This is a genomic window from Acinetobacter sp. WZC-1 (assembly GCF_052544965.1).
This window is the reverse complement of sequence record NZ_CP199370.1, coordinates 1,829,564-1,854,450: the sequence shown is the minus strand read 5'-3', so window position 1 is coordinate 1,854,450 and position 24,887 is coordinate 1,829,564. Positions and strand designations below refer to the sequence as shown.

Below are 24,887 nucleotides of genomic sequence, written 5' to 3'. Positions count from 1 at the left end.
CAACAACATTATGATCAACAGTTATGCAGATTTAGAGCCTTATTTAAAGGATTTTCAATGGCTGGAACATAAAAAAGATCAGCCTTCCTTATTTATTACAGGGGCAGAATTTCAGGCACATTTTTTGTATTTTGCAGGACATACTCCTGAAAAACGTCAAGCTTTAATTGAATGTGTAAATGAATACAATCAGCATTATGGAGAACATTTTACTTGGGGAATTGATTTTGATAAAGATGGAAAAGTTCATTATACAAATATTTCAGAAATGCCTGGTATTCATGAGGTTATTGCAAAAAATCAACATCCGGATGATCAGATTGAATGGTATTGTGCGTCAGGTAAACGTGATGAAGCACCTGAATACGCTATTACAGCCTTTACCAATCGTAGGTGGGAAGGGAAAAATTTATTTGGTTCAATATTAACTTTTCATGTGCCCAATCAATTGATTTTTGATCCTGAACAAAAGCAAGTTCTGATGTCTCTCATTCAAATGTGTATTGATAAATTAGGTGCGTATCATGCGGTGGCTGGTTTTCAGGGAGTACTTCCTTATAAGCCAATGGGTGTGGGAGATTATTCACTGGCACAAGGCGAACGCTTCTGGGGAATTTATCAAGGTGCTGATATTATGGAAAGAAGCCGTATTGCTGATGGGATTAAAAGCATAGATTGGCTGACCTATATCAGCAATACCCTGGTACAGCGCATTTGTGAAGTTAAAACATTTGCTAAATATTGTGAGCATTTTAATATTAAACCACAGCAACAAAAAGAAGGTTTCTTATTTCAATTGGAAGAGTTTCCTCAATTACTCCCCAGCAATCAACCTGTTTTAGACAGTTATTTTAATCTGAATAAAGCACTACGCCCTTTACGGAATGGTGCATATTGGTCAATCAGTTGGGATGTTGGAAATAATTATAAAGTTTTGGATGTTGATGAAAGTCGCAAATGGATTCGTCGTTTGGATGCGCCTGATATTTTTCCGGATCGTGGACATTACCAAGAGCGTAAACCTCAAAAAAATAATATTTACCTGGAATCCGGGCGACCTTGTGAAGTTGATGGTGTGTATCGTTATGAAGATCAACTAAACTTTAAAGGTGAACCTAGACACGCTGGCTATGATGATCGTGATGATTACCAACATAATTATGTTTATGATCTTCGCCAACAGGTTGTATTGCTTAAAGGTGATATTGCACCTCGATTTTTAGATTTTTATGAAAATGCCGTTTTGAAAGAAGCTAAAAAAATTAAATGGCGTTTGGTCAGTGAGATTGTGCGTATTCAGGATGATGCATAGTGATCAACAGTTATGCAGATTTAGAGCCTTATTTAAAGGATTTTCAATGGTCTGAACATCGAAAAGATCAACCCTCTTTATTTATTACTGGTGCTGAATTTCAGGCACATTTCTTATATTTTGCAGGGCATACGCTTGAAAAACGTCAGGCATTGGTTGAATGTATCGAAGCGTATAATCAACATTTTGGTGAACATTTGGTTTGGGGGGGATATTACGATGACCAGGGAGAAGGGCATTATGCTGATTTAGATGACCCTAAAATGCCTTCTATACGGCAGGTGATTACTCAAAAATCACATCCTGATGATGTAATAGAGTGGTACTGTGCATCAGGAGAACAAAAAGAAGCCCCTGAATATATGATTTCCGCCATGACTAATCGTGGTTGGCAAGGGCATAAATTATATAGTTCAGCATTAACTTTTCATGTGCCCAATCAATTGATTTTTGATCCTGAACAAAAGCAAATTCTGATGTCTCTTATTCAGATGTTTATTGAGGAACTTGGGGTTTATTATGCTGTAGCTGGATTCCAGAGTATTCTGCCTTATCGACCTATTGGAGTTGGTGACTATGCTCGCACACAAGGAGAACGCTTCTGGGGGATATATTTAGGAGCGGATGAGAGTGAAACTAATTTAATTTCAGATGGGATAAAAAGCATAGATTGGCTGACCTATATCAGTAATACCTTGGTACAACGGATTTGTGAAGTTAAAACATTCCCTCAATATTGTGAGTATTTTAACCTTAAACCACAGCAGCAAAAAGAAGGCTTCTTATTTCAACTCGAAGACTACCCTCAAATATTACCCAGTAATCAACCTGTTTTAGAGAGTTATTACAATCTCAATAAGGCACTACGACCTTTACGTAATGGTGCATATTGGGCAATTAGTGAGGATGTTGGTTATAATTATAAAGTTTTGGATGTTGAAGCCAGTCGTAAATGGATTCGTCGCCTGGATGCGCCTGATATTTTTCCTGATCGTGGACATTACCAGGAGCGCAAACCCCAAAAAAATAATATTTACCTGGAATCTGGACGACCCTGTGAAATTGATGGTGTTTATCGCTATGACGAACAGCTGGACTTAGATGGACAACCTGTTAGTATCGGAGTTCAACATAGAAAAGACCCGACCAATTTTTATGCTGAAAACTCGACTTCAGACTATCGTCAACATGTGGTTTTGCTTAAAGGTGATATTGCGCCTCGTTTTTTAGAGTGTTACGACCATATGGTTTTAAAACAAGCCAGGAAAATTAAATGGCACCTGGTCAGTGAGATTGTGCGTATTCAGGATGATGCATAGTGATCAATAGCTATGCAGATTTAGAGCCTTATTTAAAGGATTTTCAATGGTCTGAACATCGAAAAGATCAACCTTCCTTATTTATTACTGGCGCAGAGTTTCAGGCACATTTTTTATATTTTGCAGGACATAGCCCTGAAAAACGCCAGGCTTTGGCAGAGTGTATCGAAGCATATAATCAGTACTATGGTGAGCATTTCACTTGGGGTGCTTATGTAAACGAAAAAGGTAAAGGGCGATATTACAATATTGCAGAGATGCCAAATATTCAAGAAGCAATTTCTAAAAATTCTCATCCTGATGATCAAATCGAATGGTATTGTGCATCGGGTGAACGTGATGAGGCCCCAGAATATTCATTAATGGCTTTTACCAACCGTGGTTGGGAAGGGCATAAATTATATAGTTCAGCATTAACTTTTCATGTGCCCAATCAATTGATTTTTGATCCTGAACAAAAGCAAATTCTGATGTCTCTTATTCAAATGTGTATTGATAAACTCGGGGTGTATCATGCGGTGGCAGGTTTTCATAATATACGCCCATTCAAACCAATAGGGGTTGGTGACTATTCATTGGCACAGGGCGAACGCTTTTGGGGTATTTATCAAGGTGCGGATATTATGGAAAGAAGCCGTATTGCTGATGGGATTAAAAGCATAGATTGGCTGACCTATAACGGCAATACCCTGGTGCAACGAATTTGTGAAATCAAAACCTTTGCTAAATATTGTGAGCATTTTGGCCTTAAGCCACAGCAACAAAAAGAGGGTTTTTTATTTGTACTTGAAGAATTTCCTCAATTACTGCCCAGCAATCAACCTGTTTTAGAGAGTTATTATGTCGACTTCCCTTAAACTGAGACATCCATAACTGGAGTTTTCTGATTAAATAAGGTCAGGAGACAGTCATGAAGAAATCACGATTTACCGAGAGCCAAATCATCAGCATTTTGAAAGAAGCAGATGCTGGGATGAAAGTGGATGATATCTGCCGTAAGCATGGTATTGGCAATGCCACCTATTATGTCTGGAAAAGCAAATACGGCGGTATGGAAGCATCTGACGTTAAGCGCATGCGTGAGCTGGAAGAAGAAAATGCCAGACTCAAAAGGATGTTTGCGGAACTCAGTCTGGAGAACCATGCCATGAAGGAACTGTTTTCAAAAAAGGGTTGGTGACAGCAGATCAGCGAGATTGCGTTCGTATTCTGGCTTCACTTGGGTTAACTGTATTACAGGCCTGTCGCCTGAGTGGACTCAGTCGAGCCAGCTATTATCGGCAAAGCACGAGCTGGCGCAAACGGGATGCTGCTGTCATTGATGCATTAAATCAGGTGTTAAAACAATCTCCCCAGTCTGGCTTTTGGAAGTGTTTTGGTCGCATACGTCGGCAGGGTTATGACTGGAATCATAAACGTGTTTATCGGGTTTACTGCCAGATGGGATTGAACTTACCCCGTCGACAGAAACGAACGTTGCCCCAGCGTATTGCACGACCACTGCAAGTGGTTGCACAAGCCAACCATCAATGGGCGCTGGATTTTATGAGTGACAGTCTGTATTGCGGTAAACGATTCCGTACCTTGAATATAGTTGATGAGGGGACTCGCGAATGTCTGGATATAGAAGTAGACACCTCGTTACCGGCTGAGCGTGTTGTCAGAGTATTGGATCGACTGGCTCAACAACGTAGCTTGCCGAAGCAGCTTCGTGTTGATAATGGTCCCGAACTGATATCTGCGCGATTGCTGGACTGGTGTAAAGATCAAGGCATTGAAGTGGTGCATATACAACCTGGGAAGCCACAGCAGAATGCTTTTATTGAGCGATTTAATGGTTCGTTTAGGCGAGAGTTTCTCAATGCGTATTTGTTTGAGAATTTGACTCAGGTCAGAGAAATGGCGTGGTTATGGCGTTTGGATTATAACGAGCAAAGACCACATGAAAGTTTAGGCAATTTACCCCCTGCGGTGTACAGGGCAAAACTGGAAAACTCCAGTTTAGAAGTGTCTCAATAAATGGGAAGTGGACACATGGACATTATCAGGAGCGTAAACCATCTAATAAAAAGATTTACTTAGAATCTGGACGACCCTGTGAAATAGATGGTGTTTATCGTTATGATGAACAAGTGGATTTAGATGGGCAGCCTGTGTATGCTGGCTATGATGATCGTAATGATTATGAGCAAAATGATGTTTACGATTACCGTCAGCAAGTGGTTTTACTCAAAGGCGATATTGCGCCTCGTTTTTTAGAATGTTACGACCATATGGTCTTAAAACAAGCCAGGAAAATTAAATGGCATCTGGTGAGTGAAATCGTCAAAATCAAAAAAGAATAAATTGGCAATAAAATAAAAAGCGACCAAGAAGGGTCGCTTTTATATATTTAATTTTATATGTATAAAATTAAATATAGCTTTCGGTTTTTTTTAAATACATGGATCAGCCTTAGCTGGAAGCCAGTGCTTTGATCTGTGCATTTAAACGGCTCTTATGACGAGCAGCTTTGTTTTTATGGATGATGCCTTTATCCGCCATACGGTCGATTACAGGTACAGCTTTTTTATATGCTTCAGCAGCAGCTGCATGTTCACCGGTAGCAATAGCTGCTACTGTGCGTTTGATATAGGTACGAACCATAGAACGTAAGCTCGCGTTGTGTTTGCGTGCTTTAACGTTTTGACGAGCACGTTTTTTTGCTTGAGCAGAGTTTGCCACTCGTGCACTCCTTGGATTAGATTGGTCTGGGCGGGCTGACATGCATCTGAGTGCTGAATCATGATCAGCAGATTTCAGAAGAATGATCACCAGCCCGTAAACAAGTGGCATATTGTGCTGAATCAGACTGCCAAAGTCAAGTCCCAACAGGTTCTGACAACATTTCAGATGCAGATTAAATTTATTTAAAGCGTTACATTATATGACAGAACAGAGACTGGCAGACAGGAATAAAAAATGATTCATACCATTGAACGTGCAATCGTAATAGGGGCAACCGGTCTGGTAGGGCAGATGTTGGTCAGACAGCTGAATCAGCTGGGCAGTTGTGAGAAAATTACTGCAGTGGTACGCCACCGCAATGCAGCATTGAATCAGCTGAATAAAGTGGAGCAATTGCAACTGGATGATTTCCTGCTGCTGAATGATCAGGATGTCAATGGACACAGTCACGCATTCAGCTGTCTGGGAAGCACCATTAAAAAAGCCGGTTCAAAAGCCGCCTTTTATCATATTGACTTTGAGATGAATGCCCATTTTTGTAATTTATTGCAGGGCACTCAGACCCAGTATCTGCTGGTCAGTGCCATGGGGGCCAATGCCCAGTCCCAGTTCTTTTACAACAGGGTGAAAGGTGAACTGGAACAATATGTTCAGCAACTGGATTTATACCGTGCTTCGGTGTTTCGCCCGTCACTGTTACTTGGGGAACGGCAGGAAAAACGGGTACTTGAGGGCATGACGCAAAAGTTGTATGAAAAATTTTCACAGTTGGTTCCAGACACGTTTAAATACAAACCGGTCACCGCTGCACAGGTGGCTCAGGGCATGCTTGAGGCTGCACAGAATCAGACCGAAAAATTTAAAATTTATGATAATTTATACATACAACATGGCAAATAAAGGAGAAAAACGTGGCGACAACGGCTTTTGTAACATGTGATTTACTGGATGATCATCCTGATCTGAAAATACAGGTGCTGATTCCTTCAATGGATGGAAAATTTTTTAGCAGTTATGGCGCACGTAAAAGCTTCGGTGGTCAGATAGTGACCGTGAAGTGCTTTGAGGATAATTCACGTGTCAAGGAATTACTGGCAACTGATGGCACCGGTAAAGTATTGGTGGTGGATGGTGGGGCTTCCATGCGCTGTGCACTGATGGGCGATATGATTGCAGAGTCTGCTGTTAAAAATCACTGGAATGGTGTGGTTATTTACGGTTGTGTCCGTGATGTGGATGCGATTGCGGAACTGGATCTGGGTGTACACGCATTGGCCTCAATTCCACAAAAAAGTCATCGTAAAGGCATAGGCGAGGTGGATGTTACATTATATTTTGGTGGGGTTACATTTAACTCCGGCAATTATATCTATGCAGATAATAATGGGATTGTGGTTGCTCAGGAGAAACTGGTCGATTTATAAATCAATGGTCATACAAAGCTGAAGGGTAAAAAAATGGTGCATCATCAAATTAAGGTTGTTCAGGCACTTGCATCATCTGTCACAGCAGGAGGGCGCGGTACAACCGGTACGGCTTTTCCCCGTCAGCCTGAAAAGGCGCTGAAGCTGTATGAGTTTGAGGGCTCACCATTTTGTCGCCGGGTTCGTGAAGTAATGACACTGTTGAATCTGGATTATGAAGTCTATCCGTGTCCGAAAGGTGGAACAAAGTACCGCCAGATGGTTAAACAAACCGGCGGGAAAAAACAGTTTCCATTTCTGGTGGATGAAAATACCGGTGCAGCAATGTATGAGTCACAGGACATCATCCATTATCTGTTTAAACATTATGGCAAGAGTGGCAAAACGCCTGAACGGTATGCAAACTATCCCCGCTACCCGGTGGTTGCCTTTGCCGGGACCTTGATCAATGGTGCACGTGGCGTATGGATCAACAGGAAAATTATTGATCGTCCGGCACCTCGGCAATTGCTGGCGCTATGGGGATTTGAAGCGAGTCCGTATACCCGGGTGGTGCGTGGTGTACTTACCGAACTGGAGCTCCCGTTTATTTTTCATAATGTTGCCAAGGAGCGCTGGCAGGATCTCGGTCCGGCATCACTGCGTTTAAAACCGGGAAAATATGAACCACTGCAGGGTGGAAAGCGCGAAAAAATTGTTCAGCTGATGTCACGATTTAAAAAAGATATTCAGGTTCCTTATCTGGAAGATCCGAATACCGGTGCGAAGTTATTTGAATCTGCGGATATCGTTCAGTATTTAAATCGGCAATACGGCTAAATGTAAGTTATTGCTAAATTTAAGTTATTTAAGTAATGGAAGGTGGCGTGTCTTTCCTGAAGGATATGAGGGCACGTAGCCTTTGATGGATGTATTCGCCATATTATTTTGATGGCTGTAATTGTTTTTCGGGCGCTGGGGCATATTTTACTGATGGATCACAGTCATCTGATAGATATTGAGTTGAATTTTGCACCAGATGGCTTCTTTGCCACTTAAAAATCCCTGATAGAAATGGATTGATCCATATAAAACAATAAAAATAACAGCCTGAATTAGAATGAACTGCGTTGACGTGTTAAATTAACTGCATTCATCCACCTGTTAAAAGGCAGAAAATATATGCAACTTAAAAGAATTCAGCCAGTTATGAGCCGTCCAGGCGAAAATGCCCTATTTATTGTACTGGGGCTGGAACAGGGTGATCTGGCTGTGGATACCGTAATCGATTTTGCTGCAAATTTTTCAGCTTTAACACGCAGTCTGACCAACCGTTACCCGGACAGTGGTTTTAATGCAACCATGGGATTTGGTTCAGATGCATGGGACCGTTTGTTTCCGGATCAGCCAAAACCTGCAGAATTAAGCCCATTTAAGGAAATTGCCGGACCAAAATATACAGCTGTTTCAACGCCCGGCGATTTATTTTTTCATATTCGGGCCGATCGTCAGGCATTGTGTTATGAATTGGCCAGTATTATCCAGCAGCAGTTGCATGAGGTGACGTCTCCGATTGATGAAGTCCACGGTTTCCGTTATTTCGATGGTCGGGCCATTATCGGCTTTGTGGATGGTACAGAAAATCCAGAGCCTGAAATTGCCGCGGAATATGCATTGGTGGGTGCGGAAGATAAGGCATTTACAGGCGGAAGCTATGCCTTTATACAGAAATATACGCATGACATGGAACAGTGGCGGGCATTGAGTGATGAAGAACAGGAAAAGGTGATCGGGCGGAAAAAGTTCAATGATGTTGAACTGGGCGATGATGTGAAACCGGGGACAGCGCACAATGTGGTCAGTAAGGCACATGACGAACAGGGCAATGAACTGAAAATCATGCGGGCCAATATGCCATTTTCAAATCCTTCCAGAAATGAGTATGGCACTTTCTTCATTGGCTATGCCGGTAAATTCAGCACCACTCGCCAGATGCTGGAACATATGTTCCAGGGGGATGCCGAGGGCAATCTGGACCGGTTGCTGGACTTCAGTACCGCCCAGACAGGCACGTTATTTTTTGTTCCGACTGTGGATTTTCTGGATGATCTTGGGGACGAATAAGTTTCCACATTGATGATAAAGACTTAAAAAAAGGCAGTGAATTGATTAGCTGCCTTTTTTATGCTGCGTGACAACATAAAAGCAGTTATTTGTTATGATGCTACTGACAATATCTGAAAGTGACTGATGATTATGCTGACCAGATTGGGTGGGTTGTTCAAGGGACAAAAGCATAAAGCGGAACAGGCTTTTCTGCTTGAACATAATATTCAGCGGGATGATGAACAGGGTTTTATTGTGGATGGGATAGTGGTCAATAGCCTGTCTGCACGGTTGCAATATTTTTCCAGTCGGAAGTTATCCAGTTTTGATGATTTAAGGCAATTGTTTTATACAGCGATTCTGATCAATGAAAAAATTGACCTGGAAATTGCATCAGGGCGTTATAACCATGCACTGGGTAATACTGAAGAAAACTTACAGCAATTAAAAACCATTATTCAGAAATTAAACGCATATTATCGTCAATTTTTACGTGACCAATAACATTCTGCATCAGATGATCTGAATAAATGTGATGTGGCGTGCTGCTGAGGTTGAATAAGTCATCATTCGGCATTTCAATGTGCAGATTGATCACGTCTGACATCATCCCTTGTACCATTGATTCCCGATGTTTGCTGATAGATAAAATCAGTCAGTCTGAGCAGGCATCATGATAAGATATGCTGTATGCCTCATAGACTAGAAAGCCCTTACATGTTTCAAAAAGAAATCTCTGAACTGAATTTAAAACAACTGAAAGCCGGTGAAAAAAGATGGATCGGCGGCATGCTCGGTTCATCGGCTGCATTATTAATCAAGGAAATATCAGCACAGTCTGAACAGCTTTTGGTATTGGTTGCACAGAATAATCAGCATCTGGGGCAGCTGGAAAGTGAGCTTGAATTTTACGGCATTAAACCGGTTGTTTTCCCGGATTGGGAAATTCTGCCGTATGACCGGCTGTCACCCCATCAGGACATTGTTTCTGAGCGTTTGTCCATTCTTTCCAGCATGCCAGGCAAGGGTGTGCTGCTGATCTCGGCCATGACCCTGGCCCAGCGTGTGGCCCCGGTATCGTGGGTGCTCGGGGAGCATTTTGATATTCGGGTGGGGCAGAAATTTGATCTGGAACAGCAGAAATTAAGGTTGATTCAGGCCGGTTATTACCTGGTGGACACTGTTTATGATCATGGTGAATTTGCCGTTCGGGGCAGTATTATGGACATCTATGCTTCGGGTCAGGAAGCGCCGATACGCATAGACCTGTTTGATGATGAAATTGACAGCCTGAAGTTTTTTGATACAGAAACGCAGCGGACCACCACGAAACTGGAGCAATTTACGGTATTGCCGGCCAGGGAGTTTCCACTGAAGGAGGCACGTTCCATCTTCCGTGACCGTTATGCTGAAAGTTTTCCGACAGCAAACCCAAAGAAAAATCCGATTTATCAGGATGTGCTGGAAGGAATTGCCTCGCCCGGTCTGGACTTTTATTTCCCTTTGTTTTTCAGTAAGGAAGCGATGCGAACGCAGAGTAGTATCACATCGTACTTCCCTGGCAATGCAATTGTCATTACAGATAAGCAGATTGATGGTCATCTGACCAGTTTCTGGACGGATGTCATGCGCCGTTATGAAGAGCGACGTCATAATATTGATCAGCCTTTATTACCGCCGGAAGAAATTTTTATACAACCGAATCAGGTCTTTGAATTTCTGAATTCCTTTTCCCGACTGATTGCCGCAGATGATGCATTTGACGCCAGGGCGGGAGTCATCAATCTACCTACGGAGCTTCCACCCAGGCTGCCGGTGGATCCGAAACGGGAAAAACCTTTCAGTGCGGTTCAGCATTATATCGATACAGCCAGTCATCCGGTGTTGTTGGTGGCTGAAAGTGCAGGGCGCCGTGAAACGCTGAAGGATGCATTGCGGCCAGGGCTGGGCGATATTCCGGTGGTGGAGGATTTTCATGCCTTCATGGACTCTCAGTTTTCTATTGCAATTACTCATGCGCCGCTGGATCGTGGTCTGGTGATTCGCGGCCAGTTATCGGTTATTTCAGAAAATCAGCTGTATGAACACCGTGTCGTGCAACGCCGCAGGAAACGTCAGCAGGAGGTTTCAGAAGAGTTTCTGATCCGGAGTCTCACTGAACTGAATATAGGCGCTCCGGTGGTTCATATTGATCATGGTGTGGGGCGTTATGCCGGTCTGGTCACTCTGAATATTGATGATCAGGATTATGAATTCTTGCAACTGAATTATGCCGATGACGCCAAAGTCTATGTGCCGGTCACCAGTTTACATTTGATCAGCCGCTACAGCGGTGGTGATCCTGATCTGGCGCCGCTGCATAAACTGGGAACGGATGCCTGGAATAAAGCCAAACGTAAGGCACTGGAACAGATTCATGACGTTGCTGCAGAACTGTTGCACATTCAGGCACGCCGTGAGGCGAAACCCGGAATCAGTTTTGAGTTGGAGCAGAGTGCTTATATGCAGTTTGCCAGTGGTTTTGCTTATGAAGAAACACTGGATCAGGCCAATGCCATTGAAGCCACATTGCATGATATGCAGCGTGCCAGGCCGATGGATCGGCTGGTGTGTGGTGATGTGGGTTTCGGTAAGACGGAAGTAGCCATGCGTGCGGCATTTGTGGCCGTACAGAACAATAAACAGGTTGCGGTGCTGGTGCCGACGACTTTACTGGCGCAGCAGCATTATGAGTCGTTTAAGGACCGTTTTGCCGACTGGCCGATCCGCATAGAGGTGTTGTCCCGTTTTGGTTCCAGCAAAGCCCATACCAGAACCATTGAGGGGCTGGTGGATGGCAGGGTGGACATTGTCATTGGAACGCATAAAATTCTGCAGGAAAATGTACAGTTTAAACAGCTGGGCTTAATGATTGTCGATGAAGAACATCGCTTTGGTGTGCGCGATAAGGAGCGCATCAAGGCCATGCGCGCAGATGTGGATATGCTGACCCTGACCGCTACTCCCATTCCACGTACGCTGAATATGGCATTTTCGGGAATGCGTGATTTATCCATTATTGCGACACCACCGGCACGCCGACTGGCGGTTAAAACCTTTGTACATGAACAGACCAGTGAAACCATAAAGGAGGCAATTCTGCGGGAATTGCTGCGTGGAGGTCAGGTGTATATTCTGCACAATGAAGTAGAGAGCATTGAGCGTGAGGCGGAAAATATCCGTCAGCTGGTCCCGGAAGCACGTGTTGCCGTCGCACATGGCCAGATGCGTGAGCGGGAACTGGAACAGGTGATGCAGCAGTTCTATCACAGGGAATATAATGTATTGGTCTGTTCAACCATCATTGAAACCGGAATTGATGTGCCCAATGCCAACACCATCATTATTGAACGGGCAGATAAACTGGGACTGGCACAATTGCATCAGCTGCGGGGACGGGTGGGGCGTTCTCATCATCAGGCCTATGCTTACCTGATGGTGCCTTCAATCAAGGGGCTGAAGGGTGATGCCGAAAAACGACTGGATGCGATTCAGCGGGCATCCAATCTGGGGGCCGGATTTATGCTGGCAACGGAGGATCTGGAGATTCGTGGGGCCGGTGAGTTACTGGGTGAGCAGCAGAGTGGTTCCATGCAGGCCATTGGTTATAGTCTGTATATGGAAATGCTTGAAAAAGCCACCAAAGCCATTCAGCACGGTAAAACGCCGAATTTTGATGCGCCCTTATCACTGACAGCTGAAATCAGCCTGCATATGCCAGCCCTGATCCCGAATGATTACCTGGGGGATGTGCATCAGCGTCTGCTGTTTTATAAACGCATCAGTAATACGGATACCCGGGAAAAACTGGACAATATCCGTATGGAGCTGATTGATCGCTTTGGGGTGCCGCCACAACCGGTCAGACAGTTGTTCAGTGTGCATCAGATCCGTATTCTGGCGGAGCAGCTTGGTATTACAAGAATTGATATCGGCAGTCATGGCGGGGCCATTGAATTTTCTCCGGATACCCCGGTACAGGCCATCAGCATTATTCAGCTGATGCAAAAACAACCGACCTATTATCGTATGGAAGGCGGGCAGCGTTTGAAAGTCATGGTCATGCTTGAAGATCAGGAAAAACGGATCCAGTTTGTGAATGATTTGCTGAATAAGTTGTTTAATGAAATTAATTAGTTAAAAAAAACTGGCCGATGATTCCGATCTGAATGAGTCGCACTGTTGTTGCCATTCGGTCGGAATCAGCCGGACACGACCGACACCGCTGGATTCCCATGTTTTGTTAACGTATTTTCTCAGTGTGTTTGTTTAAAAAGTAGTGTGCTGATCACGATCAGGACAAACTGTATTTATTTGTACTAAAACACAATACTAACAATATTCACACTAAAACTGATGTGGTAGTATTAGCCATCATTCTAATTTTGCGTCATTTATAAAGATATGTTCAGTCTGCATCCTCAACTAGCTCAAGATACATTTTTTGTCGGCGATTTTCCGCTTTCAACATGTCGTTTAATGAATGATATGCAGTTCCCGTGGCTGGTGCTGATTCCACGGGTGCCAGGCATTACTGAATTATATGAATTGAATCAGGCCGATCAGGAACAGTTTTTAAGAGAATCCAGTTGGTTGTCCAGCCAGCTGTCCCGTGCATTCCGTGCAGATAAAATGAATGTTGCTGCATTGGGTAATATGGTGCCGCAATTGCATTTTCATCATGTGGTGCGTTATCAGAACGACATTGCATGGCCAAAGCCAGTCTGGGGTACAACAGCAGTACCTTATACCAGTGATGCAATTGCACATATGCGCCAGACACTGATGCTTGCCCTGCGTGGCCAGGGAGATATGCCTTTCGACTGGCGTATGGATTAAAAAAAGATCAGGATGACGTGTGCGGGCTGAACCTGGAGTAATATAATTAGTGCCATTTGATCGTATGCTGGACAAGGAGCCAAGGCAGTTTGAAGTATTCCACCGCTTAATGGGATACATGATGCTTGCTTTATTGGTGATGGTTTATTACTTCACCTCACCGATTGCAGACTATCAGATTTATTTTCCTCTTTTTCTGTTGGTAATTGTACTGATCAGCCCAAGGTTATTCCGGTGGGTGCAATATAAATACGATAAGAAAATCCGTGAAAATGTATGCTTTATCATTGACGTGGTTGTGGTTGCATCGGCGATGGCTGCGGTACATCTGAGTCTGATTATTACATTTGTCCTGTTGTTTGCCCTGATTTATATCGCCATTAACAATAAAATTTCATTCATAGTGGGTTCACTGGCCTGTCTGGTGGCCATTTTTATTTTTTATCTGAATATTATTTTTATTTTTGGCTTTGACAAGTATTTTCAGCAGACCAGCCCTGAGCTTTCGGTATTGTCTTTTGTCGGAATCATTATTTTCATTAATACCGGAAATTATTATCAGCATCGAAGAATGCAGCGTGTGGAGCAGCAGAAGCAAAATTATTTCCATGAAATGAACCGTTATATTGAATTGTCCAATCAGCTCAGCCGTTATGCACCACTACAGTTGTGGCAATCAATCATGCGCGGTGAGACGGAAGCTAAACTCGAATATAAACGTAAAAAGATTACGGTTTTTTTCTCAGATATTCAGGGTTTTACTGAATTATCGGAAATCCTGATTCCAGATGATCTGGCGTTTTTGCTGAATGACTACCTGAGTCATATGACTGAAATTGCCAAACAATATGGGGCAACCATTGATAAATTCATGGGCGATGCAATCCTGATTTTCTTTGGCGACCCGGATTCCCAGGGCGTGGAGCAGGATGCAAAAAACTGTATAGACATGGCGCTTGCCATGCGTCAGCAAATGACCTTCCTGCGGGAAAGATGGGTGAAAATGGGCTATGCGGCGTTGCATATCCGTATGGGCGTCAGTACCGGCTATTGCCACGTGGGTAATTATGGTGCGGTGCATCGCATGGCCTATACCATTGTCGGGCGTGATGCCAATCTGGCAGCCCGTTTACAGAACGCCGCAGAGATTGATGAAATTCTGATTTCTGATGAAACCTATAAAGTGGTGAAAAACTTTTATCTGTGTGCACCAAAATCTCCAGTTGAGCTAAAGGGCATTCAGGGGCAGGTCAAAAGCTGGCAGGTAATGGAAAGATATGACCAGAGCCGCAATGAAAATCAGCAATGGTTCGATTTTGAATATAAGGGCTTCCATCTGGTCCTGAATCTTGAAGAAGTCCAGAATTTTGAATATCCTGAACTGATTGATATTCTCGAGAAAATGGTGGAGCGGATGCAGGTTCAGCAGCAATTGACCAATGAACAGGGTATTGCACGACTGAATCCCGAAGATGAAGTGAGACCACCGAATAGCCTTTAATCAGAATCAACGCATTGGTAATGACGGTCGATATAACTGTAACGTTGGATTTTAGACATCCATAAAAAACCGATCAGGCTCATATGCTTTGAACTGACCGGTACTGTTTGATCTACGTTGGTCAATGACCTGATGAAGAATCAGTGATTCTCAGAAGCATGGTTAATGGTGTATTTCGGAATTTCCACTTCCAGGTCTTCATTTACAATTTTCACCTGGCAGGACAGACGGGAGTCCGGTTCCAGTCCCCAGGCCCGATCCAGCAAGTCAGCTTCAACGTCATCCATTTCTTCCAGACTGTTAAAACCCTTACGCACTACCACATGACAGGTGGTACAGGCGCAGGACATATCACAGGCGTGTTCAATTTTAATGCCGTGGCTCAGTAAGCTTTCACAGAGATTCGCATTTTTTTCAACTTCAAACTCCGCACCATCCGGACAAATCTGGGCATGGGGTAGAACTTTAATACGTGGCATAGTCTTTACCTGTAAATTAATTTGAGTTTGACCAGTCATCAAGCTTGGTGCCTTTTAAAGCATGATCGATATGCTGATTCATTCGCAGCGCAGCAAATGCATCGCTGTGTATTTTAAGCTGTTCAATGGCTACTTCAAGCGATGCAATGTCTGCCTGTTCCAGTATTTGTTCAAGTCGGGATTTTGCCTGATTCAATGCTTCAAACTGGGTTGTTGACAGCAGCGCGGCATCGGCTTTTAAGGCCTGATTCAGGGCTTCAAGTTCACGACTCGCTTCAACCCGGGTTTCCTGCAAATGCCGAAGGTTTTTATCCTCCTCGGCAAACTGGTAGCCTTCCAGCAGCAGGCGCTGTGTATCGTCATCCGACAAACCATAAGACGGTTTAATATCGATCTGCGCATGAACACCGGATGTGGTTTCCCGGGCGGCTACACTCAGCAGCCCATCTGCATCCACCTGGAAGGTGACTTCAATTCTGGCCTGACCGGCAGTCATTGGCGGAATACCCTTTAAGACAAAGCGGCCCAGGCTGCGGCAATGTTCCACCAGGTCACGCTCTCCCTGAACCACATGAATCAGCATGGCGCTCTGGCCATCCTGATAGGTGGTGAACTCCTGACGACGGGCGACGGGAATGGCAGTATTGCGTGAAATTAACCGTTCCACCAGGCCGCCCATTGTCTCCAGTCCCAGGGACAGTGGCGTGACATCAAGCAGCAGGGAACCATCCTGACCGTTGCCGATTAACTGATTTGCGGTAATGGAAGCACCAATGGCCACAACTTCATCCGGGTTAATGGTACACAGAGGCAGCTGATTAAAAACCTCCTGGACAGCCTGTTGAACGGCATAGGAGCGGGTGGAACCACCCACCAGTACTACATTCTGAATATCATCCAGCTGGAGTTTTGCATCACGCAGTACCCGTTTACAGATACTGATGGTTTTATCAAGAGCAACCTTGATGATCTCTTCAAAAACTGCACGGCTTAAGCTCAGGTGATGATTCAGAACCTTCAGCTCAACGGTTTCATGATCTGACAGGGCTTCTTTGGCCTTGCGGGCTGAAATCATGAAGTGAGCATATTCGGCGTCATCCAGTGTTTTAAGCTTTAATTGCTTCTTTGCCCATTTTACAATCAACCGGTCCAGGTCATCGCCGCCCAACGCCGTGTGACCACCGGTAGCCAGTACTTCAAAAACACCCTGTGACAGCCGTAAAATTGAAACGTCAAAAGTACCGCCGCCCAGATCATAAATCACATAATTACGATCTGAAGCCAGGCTGGTGTCCTGGTCCAGTCCGTAGGCCACTGCTGCCGCAGTCGGTTCATTCAGCAGGCGCAATACATTCAGACCAGCCAATTGGGCTGCATCACGGGTTGCCTGGCGCTGCGCTTCGTCAAAATAGGCGGGAACCGTAATGACGGCACCATTCACAGGATTTTTCAGGCTGTTTTCAGCGCGCTCTTTTAACTGTTTCAGGAGGTCAGCAGAAATCTCAACCGGTGTTTTTCGACCCTGAGCTGTTTCAAAGGCCGGCATCTGGTGATCATCTCCCACAAGCGTGTAGGGATGCTGAAATTTAATGTCCGTTCTGGAACGCCCCATGAAGCGTTTGACTGAAACAATGGTGTTTTTGGGATCAGTGGTAATAAATGGCTTGGCTGCATCGCCATACTCGGTACCACGACTGGAATAGTGAACGATGGAAGGCAGTAACACACGATCCTGCTCATCATGCAGCACCCTTGCCTTGCCGGAAAGTACCGTGGCCACCAATGAATGTGTGGTGCCTAAATCGATACCGATGGCAATACGGTGTTCATGTGGTGTACTGGATTGTCCAGGTTCTGCAATTTGCAAAAGTGCCATGTATTAAATCCCCTGGAAATAGCGCATCAGTCTTAACTTAAAAATCATCATCTAAATCGAAATCTTCATCATCAAGTAACTGGTCTTCAGCCTTACCGATGTCATGCATGACTTTCTGAAAAAAGCGTAATTTACGCACGGTGTCACGAGCCTCAGACCAGTCTTCCTGCGTATAATCGAGCTTGAACTCACGCACCAGGCCATCGATCCACTGATTCACTTCTTTTTTTAATGCCTGCAGTTGATCTGTATCTGTTGCTTCATCCAGCTGTTCACGTATTTCCAGGGCAGACTGAAGAAACTCAAAATCATGGATGGATTGATCCAGCTGATGATCCTGCTGTTTGAGTGCCAGTAAATAGGCAGCACGGCTGTCGACACTGAGCAGCGTCTTATAGGCCTGATTAATCTCACTTGATTTAATCAGTGCCTGGTCCTTATCTTCCGTTTTGTCGGGGTGATATTGTTGCTGCAATTTTAAAAAACTGGTTTTTAATGCTGCTAAATCAATATCGAGTGCGATCGGGAGACTGAACAGCTCAAAATGATTCATCGGGAGTGAATTCCAGGATTAATTAGCCACTTAAACAGTGAGGTCCACTTGGTTTGAATGACAAAGGGAAGGCCCGCATGCAGACTAGACAGTGAATGATTCACCGCAGCCGCATTCACCTTTTTTATTGGGATTGTTAAACTCAAAGCCTTCATTCAAGCCATTTTTGACATAGTCCATTTCCATACCATCGAGATAGACCAGGCTTTTAGGATCAACAAAAACCTTAACCCCGAATTGTTCAAAGATCTGGTCATGTGTGTCAATGTCATCGACAAACTCAAGTACATAGGCCAAACCGGAACAACCGGAAGTTTTCACGCCAACGCGAATACCTTCACCCTTACCGCGATTCTTTAAGTAATTGCTGATATGAGTGGCAGCATTTTCAGTTAAGTTGATCATGAAAACTCCATCCCTTCATCAATGAAGGAAACACATTAAGCTTTGGCTTTTTTGTTACGATAATCTTCCACAGCGGCTTTAATTGCATCTTCGGCCAGTACTGAGCAGTGGACTTTCACCGGAGGAAGCGCCAGTTCAGTGGCGATATCAATATTTTTAATCGCCTGCGCCTGATCCAGTGATTTACCTTTCAGCCACTCAGTAACCAATGAGCTGGAGGCAATTGCAGAACCACAGCCATAGGTTTTAAAACGGGCTTCTTCAATAATGCCGTCATCATTGACCTGAATCTGAAGACGCATAACGTCACCACACGCAGGTGCACCCACCATGCCGGTACCGACATTGTCAGCGTTTTTATCCAGGACACCCACATTACGCGGGTTTTCGTAATGATCAATTACTTTTTCACTATAAGCCATGATGCGTCTCCAAACCTCGGGGTCAGCGTTGATAATATTTAATATTGGGGCATTCTGCAGAGGTTCAACACAATGCTGCCAATGTGGAATTACTCAGTGTTCCGCCCACTCAACAGAGTTGAGGTCGATGCCTTCCTTGTACATATCCCAGAGTGGAGAAAGTTCACGTAACTTTTCTACAGCGACCCGGGTAATTTCAAGCACATGATCGATATCTGCTTCAGTGGTGTATTTACCAAAACTGAAACGGATGGAACTGTGTGCCAGTTCATCGGATAAGCCCAATGCGCGCAGCACATAAGAAGGTTCAAGTGTTGCTGAGGTACAGGCGGAACCTGAAGAAACAGCAACATCTTTCAATGCCATCATCAGTGATTCACCTTCAACAAAATTGAAACTGACATTCAGATAGTTGGCAACGTTATATTCAGGGTGGCCATTCAGGAAGATCTGTTCAAGATCCTGTAAGCCATTCCACAGTTTGTCACGAAGAATGCGTAAGCGGGTCTGTTCAGCTTCCAGGTTTTTACCTGCAAGCTCGAATGCTTCACCCATGCCGACAATCTGGTGTGTCGCCAGGGTACCTGAGCGCATGCCACGCTCATGCCCGCCACCATGCATCTGTGCTTTCAGACGAACCCGTGGACTGCGGCGGACATATAATGCGCCAATGCCTTTCGGACCATAAATTTTATGCCCGGAAAAGCTCATCAGGTCGACTTTCATGGTGGAAAGATCGATTTCAACCTTGCCGGCAGCCTGTGCTGCATCGACATGGAAATAGGTTTTGTTGGCACGGGTCAGCTCGCCAATGGCAGCCACATCCGTGACGGTACCGATTTCATTGTTGACCATCATCAGGGACACCAGGATCGTATCCGGGCGCAGTGCAGCCTGAACCATTTCAGGGGTAATCAGACCGGTTTTCGGTTCCGGTTCAAGATAGGTAATTTCAAAACCTTCTTCTTCCAACTCACGGCAGGTATCCAGAATTGCCTTATGTTCAATTTTACTGGTAATGATATGTTTGCCTCTGGCGGCATAAAACTGTGCCACACCCTTCAGGGCAAGGTTATCAGATTCAGTCGCACCGGAAGTCCAGACAATTTCACGTGGGTCAGCCTTGATCAGATTTGCAACCTGTTCACGGGCATATTCAACTTTTTCTTCTGCCTGCCATCCGTAGGCATGGGAACGGGACGCTGCATTACCGAAAGTGCCGTCAAAAGTTAAACACGCCATCATGCGTTCTGCTACCTGAGCATCGACAGGCGTTGTTGCTGCATAATCGAGATAAATTGGACGTTTCATGTCAAATACCTGTAACCGATAACAGTGCTGTATCAAAACCTGCTGAACTCTGGCGTAAGGCAACGGTTTGTACGTTGTCACGGGCTACAAGATCAGCAAGTGAGATTCTGGCTAAGTAATCGGCAATGTGGAGAGAAAGTTCCTGCCATAAATCATGAGTCAGGCACATTGCGCCATTCTGGCAATTTCCTTTATGATCACAACGTGTTGCGTCAACGGTTTCGTTGACCGCTTCAATAATTTCCAGCACAGTAATTTGATCAGCATCACGCGCAAGATGATAGCCACCATTGGCACCACGGACACTGGACACCAGGCCATGACGCTTGAGCTTGGCAAATAACTGCTCAAGATAGGCGACAGAAATGGTCTGACGTGCTGCAATTTCTGCAAGTGTGATCGTCTGGTCAGCAGGTTGTAAGGCTAAATCCAGAAGAGCAGTGACTGCATAACGACCGCGTGTGGTTAAGCGCATGATCTGATACACATGTTGAGACTGGATGTATGAATTCTATGAATCCTGACTAAAATAGTCAAGTTTTTTTAGTGAATTCCGACTAATTTTGTCGGGATTTTAAAATTTAAATGTAACAAGTAATTTATGCGGTGCTTTTATGAAAGTAATTGCCATAAATTATAAAGGATTAATGCCAGAAAAAGAACTGCGGTGGTACCGAAGGCAATATTGATGCGTTGCTGGTTCACCTGCATTCTTTTAATTCGATTTTGATACTGCTTTACCTCAACCTGTAAGGCATTGAGTTTTGAGCGCTGCAGATCAATTTTTTCCAGTAAGGGTGCAATCCGGTTTTTTGATGCCGTGATCTGCTGGTCATCCACAGGGCTGACAAACCATTTTTTCCAGTCAGACAGCAGGCTGGGAACTGTCAGGTGAACCACCAGATCACGGAGTTCATCCTTAATGGCTGAATCACCGGTGATGCGCATTTTTCTGATACTGCGTTTATTGCCAAAGACAAAAATCTGAATCATGTCCAGCAAGGTGCTGCTTATGGTCAGACTGGCCGGTTGTTCGGGTTCCTTTAAGTCAAACAGCATGCCTTTGTCGGTAAACTGGATATAGAAGTCAAACAGGGGAATATAGCTGTTTATTTTTATGGTGATCTGCTGTTCGACAAATTTCCGTGCCTGCAGGTCAATGACATGATCACGCTTTAATACAAAAGAATAAAAAGTCTCCAGTGCAATCATGACAGCGTTCAGCAACAAATGGGTCTGTCCTTGTTTTTGTTGCGATTCATTCATAAAAAATCCTGTAACCTGAAATCTGGAAATCAATATACAGGCACTGCTGGCCGTAAATTGACTCATGATAAGTGTAAAATAATAACTGTGCTTTGTAGAACAGTTTTGCAAAACGTTCAAGTACTTTGTTTGTTATTATAACCACCATTTATACATCATTCAGCAGTTTTGGCCTATGCGATATTCAGGAGTTTAAGTGGATGGAACAGGATAGTAAAGACAGTAATATGGAGCAGGCAGGGCTGTGTGGCCGGGAATCCGGGCATGCAAAGGCAAAAGCCTCACGTAAGGCTACACTGGATTTCAGAAAATATACAAAACAGATCTGGCTGGCTGGCCTGGGCGCTTTTTCCCGGGCAGAAGAAGAAGGTAATAAGCTGTTTGACTCCCTGGTCGAGGCTGGTGCAGAGCTGGAATCCACAACGGCAGAAATTACTGACCAGGCCGTAAATAAGGTGGCGGGAAAGACCCGGGAATCCGTGATTGATGTCAAGGATAAGATTGAAAAAACCCTGGATCAGCGGGTGAATCATTCCCTGAATCGAATCGGACTGGTGACGGTCAAAGATATTCAGCATCTGGAAGGGCTGATTTTGCAGTTGCATTCGCGGATGGATGAGCTGGTTGAGGACAATAAGAACCTCCGGGCGCAATTGTCAAAAAAATGATTTAAAAAAGTGAGAAATGCTGGTTTTAACGGTTTTTGGTGGTTATTTTTGTGAAAAAGCGTCTTTGTAGTCTTGCGTTTCCCCCCAAAGCATTGCTATAAAGTCGTCATGGCCTTTGAAACTACAGCCTTGGATTTTAAACAAACGATATAAGAGGACGTAATCTTCATGAATAAATCAGAATTAATTGACGCAATTGCAGAGAAAGGGGGATTGTCAAAATCTGATGCCGGTAAAGCATTGGATGCGACTGTTGCTTCAATTGGTGAGGCGTTGAAAAAGGGTGATACTGTAACTTTAGTTGGTTTCGGTACATTCAGTGTAAAGGACCGTGCAGCACGTACGGGCCGCAACCCTAAAACCGGTGAAGAACTGCAGATCAAAGCAAGCAAAGTACCAAGCTTTAAAGCAGGTAAAGGCTTGAAAGATTCTGTGGCTTAATCTCTGTTTGCCGAAAACGCGCCTGTAGGCGCGTTTTTTATTCGGGATTCCACATGAAAACAGATATTCTGCATTCATTCATTTTTGAATATCAGTTAGAATCCCTGTGAAATAAAATATTGGAATACTTATGGAATCGTTTCGTAAAGTCATCAGGGGCTGGCTTGGTAAACTCCTGCTCGTATTATTTTTATTGCCGTTAGCGCTGGTTGGAATAGAGGGATATTTCAGCAGTGGGCAAAAAGCAGATGTTGCCAGTACGGTAAATGGTCAGGAAATTTCCAGTAAGGAACTGGAAGCCCAGACCAACAGCTTTAAGGAGCAATATCTGAGAATGGTCAATGGTGATGAATCACTCTTGAATCAGTCGGTTATTCAGAATGCTGCACGGGATAGTCTGATTTCCCGTTCCCTGCTGACTCAACAGGCTGAGAAACTGGGGATTTCATTAAGTAATGCACAAATTGAACAGATGCTGGCACAACAGCCGGGTTTTCAGGAAAATGGAAAATTTTCCAGTACTTTATATGAAAACTATCTTCGTTCTGAAGGTATGACCAGTCAGTCGCTGATTGCCAGTCTGCGTCAGGACCATGCCTTACAGACGCTGATGAATACGATTACTGACAATACGCTGGTCAGTAAAACAGATGTGCAGCAAATTGCGGCTTTACAGCATGAAAAGCGCAATCTGTTTTTGTCCAGTGTCAAACTGGATGACTATAAGAAAAATATTCAGGTGTCCAGTCAGCAAATTGCAGATTATTACAATAAACATCAGGATCAGTTCAGACAGCCTGCTACGGTGGATGTGGACTATGTATTACTGACGCCGGCAATGCTGACAAATCCGAATATGTCAGCCACTGATGCTGAATTGCAACAGGCCTATGCTGCATTTGTGGAAAAACATAATAAGGACGCGAAACGGGAAGTTCATCATATCCTGTTGACCACGGACTCACGTTCACCGGAAGAGGCACAGAAACTGGCCAGTGACGTCTATGCTAGAATCCAGGCGGGTCTGTCATTTGCTCAGGCGGCTGCACAGTATTCTGAAGATCCGGGCTCGAAGTCACAGGGTGGACTGATCGGTTCCTATATGGCAGGCAACTTTGGTAACGAATTTGATGCAGCGGTAAATGCTGCAAAAAATAATGAAGTTTCAAAACCGGTAAAAACCCAGTTTGGTTATCATCTCATTGAAGTGAAAACCACATCAGATCCAGTGCCTTCCTTTGAATCAAAAAAAGCAGAGTTGATGGCTGATGTGTTGAAGTCGAAATCTGCAAACCTTTATACAGATACAGTTAATCATCTGAATGAGCAGATTGTCAGCAATGATGCGCTGGATGTCGTTGCTCAGGAGGTGAAGCAGACCCGGGTTGAATCTGTAAATGGTGTTGCCCTGTCTACCCGTGATCCTGTTTTGTCTGATCCGAATGTAAAAATCAAATTATTTAATGATGATGTGAAAAATGGTGAGCGTATTGCCTCCAGTAATATTCAGCTGGCGAATGGCGATACTGTATGGGTCAAAGTACGTAATTATCATGCAGCAGGGGCTCAGCCACTGGCGCAGGCGACAGCAAAGGTTAAGGCGAAGCTGATTGAGCAGAAAGCTTATGAAGCAGCTAAGGCAAAAATTGCTGAAATGCTGGCCGAATTTAAGATTCAGCCGGCAGAGCAGGTATTGGCAAAACATAAGTTCTCATTTGAACATACCGGTGTTTTTACCCGTTCCCAGGGCTTGAAGCGTGAAATTGAACGTGCTGCATTCAGTGTTCCTGCACCGAAGGCCGGGATGTGGTCGGTCACCACAACCACCTTACCGGATGAAATGCTTGTGGTTGCGGTCAGTGAAGTGACGATTCCTTCTGTAAATGAGCTGCCCCCTGAACAGCTCCAGGAACTGACTAAACTGTATCAGCAATTGCGTGGTCAGCAGACGCTGGATGATTATTCGCAGTATTTAAAATCTCAGGCAAAAATTAAATAATTTCCCTGTTTCCAGTACAGTAATAAAAAAGCGCTTCGGCGCTTTTTTATTACTGTGATTGATGTCTTTGTAATTTATGGAGATGATTTTAATGACTGAAACAGAAAGCAAAAATAGAAAACTAAAAATATAGTCAAACAACTCATTTCCCCATACTATTGATTTAATTAAAAATATTTATCAAGAGAAATTATATTCATGTGTATGAGTTTTTTGACGGG

25 protein-coding genes are annotated in these 24,887 nt (G+C 44.2%); 16 read left to right on the top strand and 9 right to left on the bottom strand.

Annotated features, from left to right (window positions below; translation table 11 throughout):
• Positions 1 to 10: 10 nt before the first annotated feature.
• The 5 genes from ACT6PV_RS08585 to ACT6PV_RS08565 all read left to right on the top strand — a co-directional run bounded on the left by ACT6PV_RS08585 (position 11) and on the right by ACT6PV_RS08565 (position 4,976).
• Complete coding sequence (locus tag ACT6PV_RS08585; RefSeq protein WP_445115968.1) at positions 11 to 1,312, top strand: type VI immunity family protein; 1,302 nt, start codon at positions 11 to 13, stop codon at positions 1,310 to 1,312.
• On the top strand, positions 1,312 to 2,631 hold the full coding sequence (locus tag ACT6PV_RS08580; RefSeq protein WP_445115967.1) for a type VI immunity family protein: 1,320 nt from the start codon (positions 1,312 to 1,314) through the stop codon (positions 2,629 to 2,631). The genes ACT6PV_RS08585 and ACT6PV_RS08580 overlap by 1 nt, the downstream gene beginning before the upstream one ends.
• A complete protein-coding gene (locus tag ACT6PV_RS08575) occupies positions 2,631 to 3,488 on the top strand; it encodes a type VI immunity family protein (RefSeq protein WP_445115966.1) in 858 nt (285 codons plus the stop codon). Before ACT6PV_RS08580 ends, ACT6PV_RS08575 begins: the two co-directional genes overlap by 1 nt.
• Positions 3,489 to 3,541: 53 nt before the next feature.
• A protein-coding gene (locus ACT6PV_RS08570; RefSeq protein ID WP_445115965.1) for an IS3 family transposase occupies positions 3,542 to 4,650 on the top strand; the annotation gives its coding sequence in 2 pieces (ribosomal slippage) (positions 3,542 to 3,794 and positions 3,794 to 4,650; 1,110 coding nt in all).
• Positions 4,651 to 4,763: 113 nt separating this feature from the next.
• The gene (locus ACT6PV_RS08565) at positions 4,764 to 4,976 is read left to right on the top strand and encodes a hypothetical protein (protein WP_445115964.1); all 213 of its coding nucleotides are present in this window, start codon (positions 4,764 to 4,766) and stop codon (positions 4,974 to 4,976) included.
• A 109-nt stretch (positions 4,977 to 5,085) separates the two neighbouring features.
• On the opposite strand, the gene rpsT is transcribed toward ACT6PV_RS08565, so the two are convergent.
• The gene (gene rpsT, locus ACT6PV_RS08560; RefSeq protein WP_445115963.1) at positions 5,086 to 5,355 is read right to left on the bottom strand and encodes a 30S ribosomal protein S20; all 270 of its coding nucleotides are present in this window, start codon (positions 5,353 to 5,355) and stop codon (positions 5,086 to 5,088) included.
• A 237-nt stretch (positions 5,356 to 5,592) separates the two neighbouring features.
• Between rpsT and ACT6PV_RS08555 the strand changes: the two genes are divergently transcribed.
• The 8 genes from ACT6PV_RS08555 to ACT6PV_RS08520 all read left to right on the top strand — a co-directional run bounded on the left by ACT6PV_RS08555 (position 5,593) and on the right by ACT6PV_RS08520 (position 15,246).
• Positions 5,593 to 6,258: an NAD-dependent epimerase/dehydratase family protein gene (locus tag ACT6PV_RS08555; protein ID WP_445115962.1), complete on the top strand. Its 666-nt coding sequence runs from the start codon at positions 5,593 to 5,595 to the stop codon at positions 6,256 to 6,258.
• 11 nt (positions 6,259 to 6,269) lie between these two features.
• Positions 6,270 to 6,782 (top strand): ribonuclease E activity regulator RraA, encoded by a 513-nt coding sequence (rraA, locus tag ACT6PV_RS08550; protein ID WP_445115961.1) that lies wholly within the window; start codon positions 6,270 to 6,272, stop codon positions 6,780 to 6,782.
• Positions 6,783 to 6,815: 33 nt separating this feature from the next.
• Positions 6,816 to 7,601 carry a glutathione S-transferase N-terminal domain-containing protein gene (locus tag ACT6PV_RS08545; RefSeq protein WP_445115960.1) on the top strand — a complete coding sequence of 262 codons (786 nt, stop codon included), beginning with the start codon at positions 6,816 to 6,818 and terminating at the stop codon, positions 7,599 to 7,601.
• Positions 7,602 to 7,943: 342 nt separating this feature from the next.
• On the top strand, positions 7,944 to 8,885 hold the full coding sequence (locus ACT6PV_RS08540) for a Dyp-type peroxidase (RefSeq protein ID WP_445115959.1): 942 nt from the start codon (positions 7,944 to 7,946) through the stop codon (positions 8,883 to 8,885).
• A gap of 132 nt (positions 8,886 to 9,017) precedes the next feature.
• Complete coding sequence (locus tag ACT6PV_RS08535; RefSeq protein ID WP_445117075.1) at positions 9,018 to 9,371, top strand: hypothetical protein; 354 nt, start codon at positions 9,018 to 9,020, stop codon at positions 9,369 to 9,371.
• A 213-nt stretch (positions 9,372 to 9,584) separates the two neighbouring features.
• Positions 9,585 to 13,043 (top strand): transcription-repair coupling factor, encoded by a 3,459-nt coding sequence (mfd, locus tag ACT6PV_RS08530; protein WP_445115958.1) that lies wholly within the window; start codon positions 9,585 to 9,587, stop codon positions 13,041 to 13,043.
• Positions 13,044 to 13,310: 267 nt separating this feature from the next.
• Positions 13,311 to 13,745 carry an HIT domain-containing protein gene (locus ACT6PV_RS08525; RefSeq protein ID WP_445115957.1) on the top strand — a complete coding sequence of 145 codons (435 nt, stop codon included), beginning with the start codon at positions 13,311 to 13,313 and terminating at the stop codon, positions 13,743 to 13,745.
• A 49-nt stretch (positions 13,746 to 13,794) separates the two neighbouring features.
• Complete coding sequence (locus ACT6PV_RS08520; protein WP_445115956.1) at positions 13,795 to 15,246, top strand: adenylate/guanylate cyclase domain-containing protein; 1,452 nt, start codon at positions 13,795 to 13,797, stop codon at positions 15,244 to 15,246.
• A gap of 140 nt (positions 15,247 to 15,386) precedes the next feature.
• Here the strand turns inward: ACT6PV_RS08520 and fdx are convergent, their stop codons facing one another.
• The 8 genes from fdx to ACT6PV_RS08480 all read right to left on the bottom strand — a co-directional run bounded on the left by fdx (position 15,387) and on the right by ACT6PV_RS08480 (position 21,558).
• Entirely contained in the window at positions 15,387 to 15,725 is a 339-nt protein-coding gene (gene fdx, locus ACT6PV_RS08515) for an ISC system 2Fe-2S type ferredoxin (protein ID WP_445115955.1), read from the bottom strand.
• 16 nt (positions 15,726 to 15,741) lie between these two features.
• A complete protein-coding gene (gene hscA / locus ACT6PV_RS08510) occupies positions 15,742 to 17,601 on the bottom strand; it encodes a Fe-S protein assembly chaperone HscA (protein ID WP_445115954.1) in 1,860 nt (619 codons plus the stop codon).
• A 37-nt stretch (positions 17,602 to 17,638) separates the two neighbouring features.
• The gene (gene hscB, locus ACT6PV_RS08505) at positions 17,639 to 18,154 is read right to left on the bottom strand and encodes a Fe-S protein assembly co-chaperone HscB (protein ID WP_445115953.1); all 516 of its coding nucleotides are present in this window, start codon (positions 18,152 to 18,154) and stop codon (positions 17,639 to 17,641) included.
• 84 nt (positions 18,155 to 18,238) lie between these two features.
• On the bottom strand, positions 18,239 to 18,559 hold the full coding sequence (iscA, locus tag ACT6PV_RS08500; RefSeq protein ID WP_445115952.1) for an iron-sulfur cluster assembly protein IscA: 321 nt from the start codon (positions 18,557 to 18,559) through the stop codon (positions 18,239 to 18,241).
• A 35-nt stretch (positions 18,560 to 18,594) separates the two neighbouring features.
• Positions 18,595 to 18,981, bottom strand: a complete 387-nt coding sequence (gene iscU / locus ACT6PV_RS08495) for a Fe-S cluster assembly scaffold IscU (RefSeq protein WP_445115951.1) — start codon at positions 18,979 to 18,981, stop codon at positions 18,595 to 18,597.
• A gap of 93 nt (positions 18,982 to 19,074) precedes the next feature.
• Positions 19,075 to 20,292, bottom strand: a complete 1,218-nt coding sequence (locus ACT6PV_RS08490) for an IscS subfamily cysteine desulfurase (protein WP_445115950.1) — start codon at positions 20,290 to 20,292, stop codon at positions 19,075 to 19,077.
• 1 nt (position 20,293) lies between these two features.
• On the bottom strand, positions 20,294 to 20,767 hold the full coding sequence (locus ACT6PV_RS08485) for an Rrf2 family transcriptional regulator (protein WP_445115949.1): 474 nt from the start codon (positions 20,765 to 20,767) through the stop codon (positions 20,294 to 20,296).
• Positions 20,768 to 20,904: 137 nt separating this feature from the next.
• Entirely contained in the window at positions 20,905 to 21,558 is a 654-nt protein-coding gene (locus tag ACT6PV_RS08480) for a hypothetical protein (RefSeq protein WP_445115948.1), read from the bottom strand.
• A gap of 200 nt (positions 21,559 to 21,758) precedes the next feature.
• Here ACT6PV_RS08480 and ACT6PV_RS08475 point away from each other — a divergent pair, with 200 nt between their 5' ends.
• The 3 genes from ACT6PV_RS08475 to ACT6PV_RS08465 all read left to right on the top strand — a co-directional run bounded on the left by ACT6PV_RS08475 (position 21,759) and on the right by ACT6PV_RS08465 (position 24,666).
• Positions 21,759 to 22,226: a phasin family protein gene (locus ACT6PV_RS08475; RefSeq protein WP_445115947.1), complete on the top strand. Its 468-nt coding sequence runs from the start codon at positions 21,759 to 21,761 to the stop codon at positions 22,224 to 22,226.
• Between the two features lie 168 nt (positions 22,227 to 22,394).
• Positions 22,395 to 22,667: an HU family DNA-binding protein gene (locus ACT6PV_RS08470; RefSeq protein ID WP_445115946.1), complete on the top strand. Its 273-nt coding sequence runs from the start codon at positions 22,395 to 22,397 to the stop codon at positions 22,665 to 22,667.
• 130 nt (positions 22,668 to 22,797) lie between these two features.
• A complete protein-coding gene (locus ACT6PV_RS08465) occupies positions 22,798 to 24,666 on the top strand; it encodes a SurA N-terminal domain-containing protein (RefSeq protein WP_445115945.1) in 1,869 nt (622 codons plus the stop codon).
• The last annotated feature ends 221 nt before the right edge of the window (positions 24,667 to 24,887 follow it).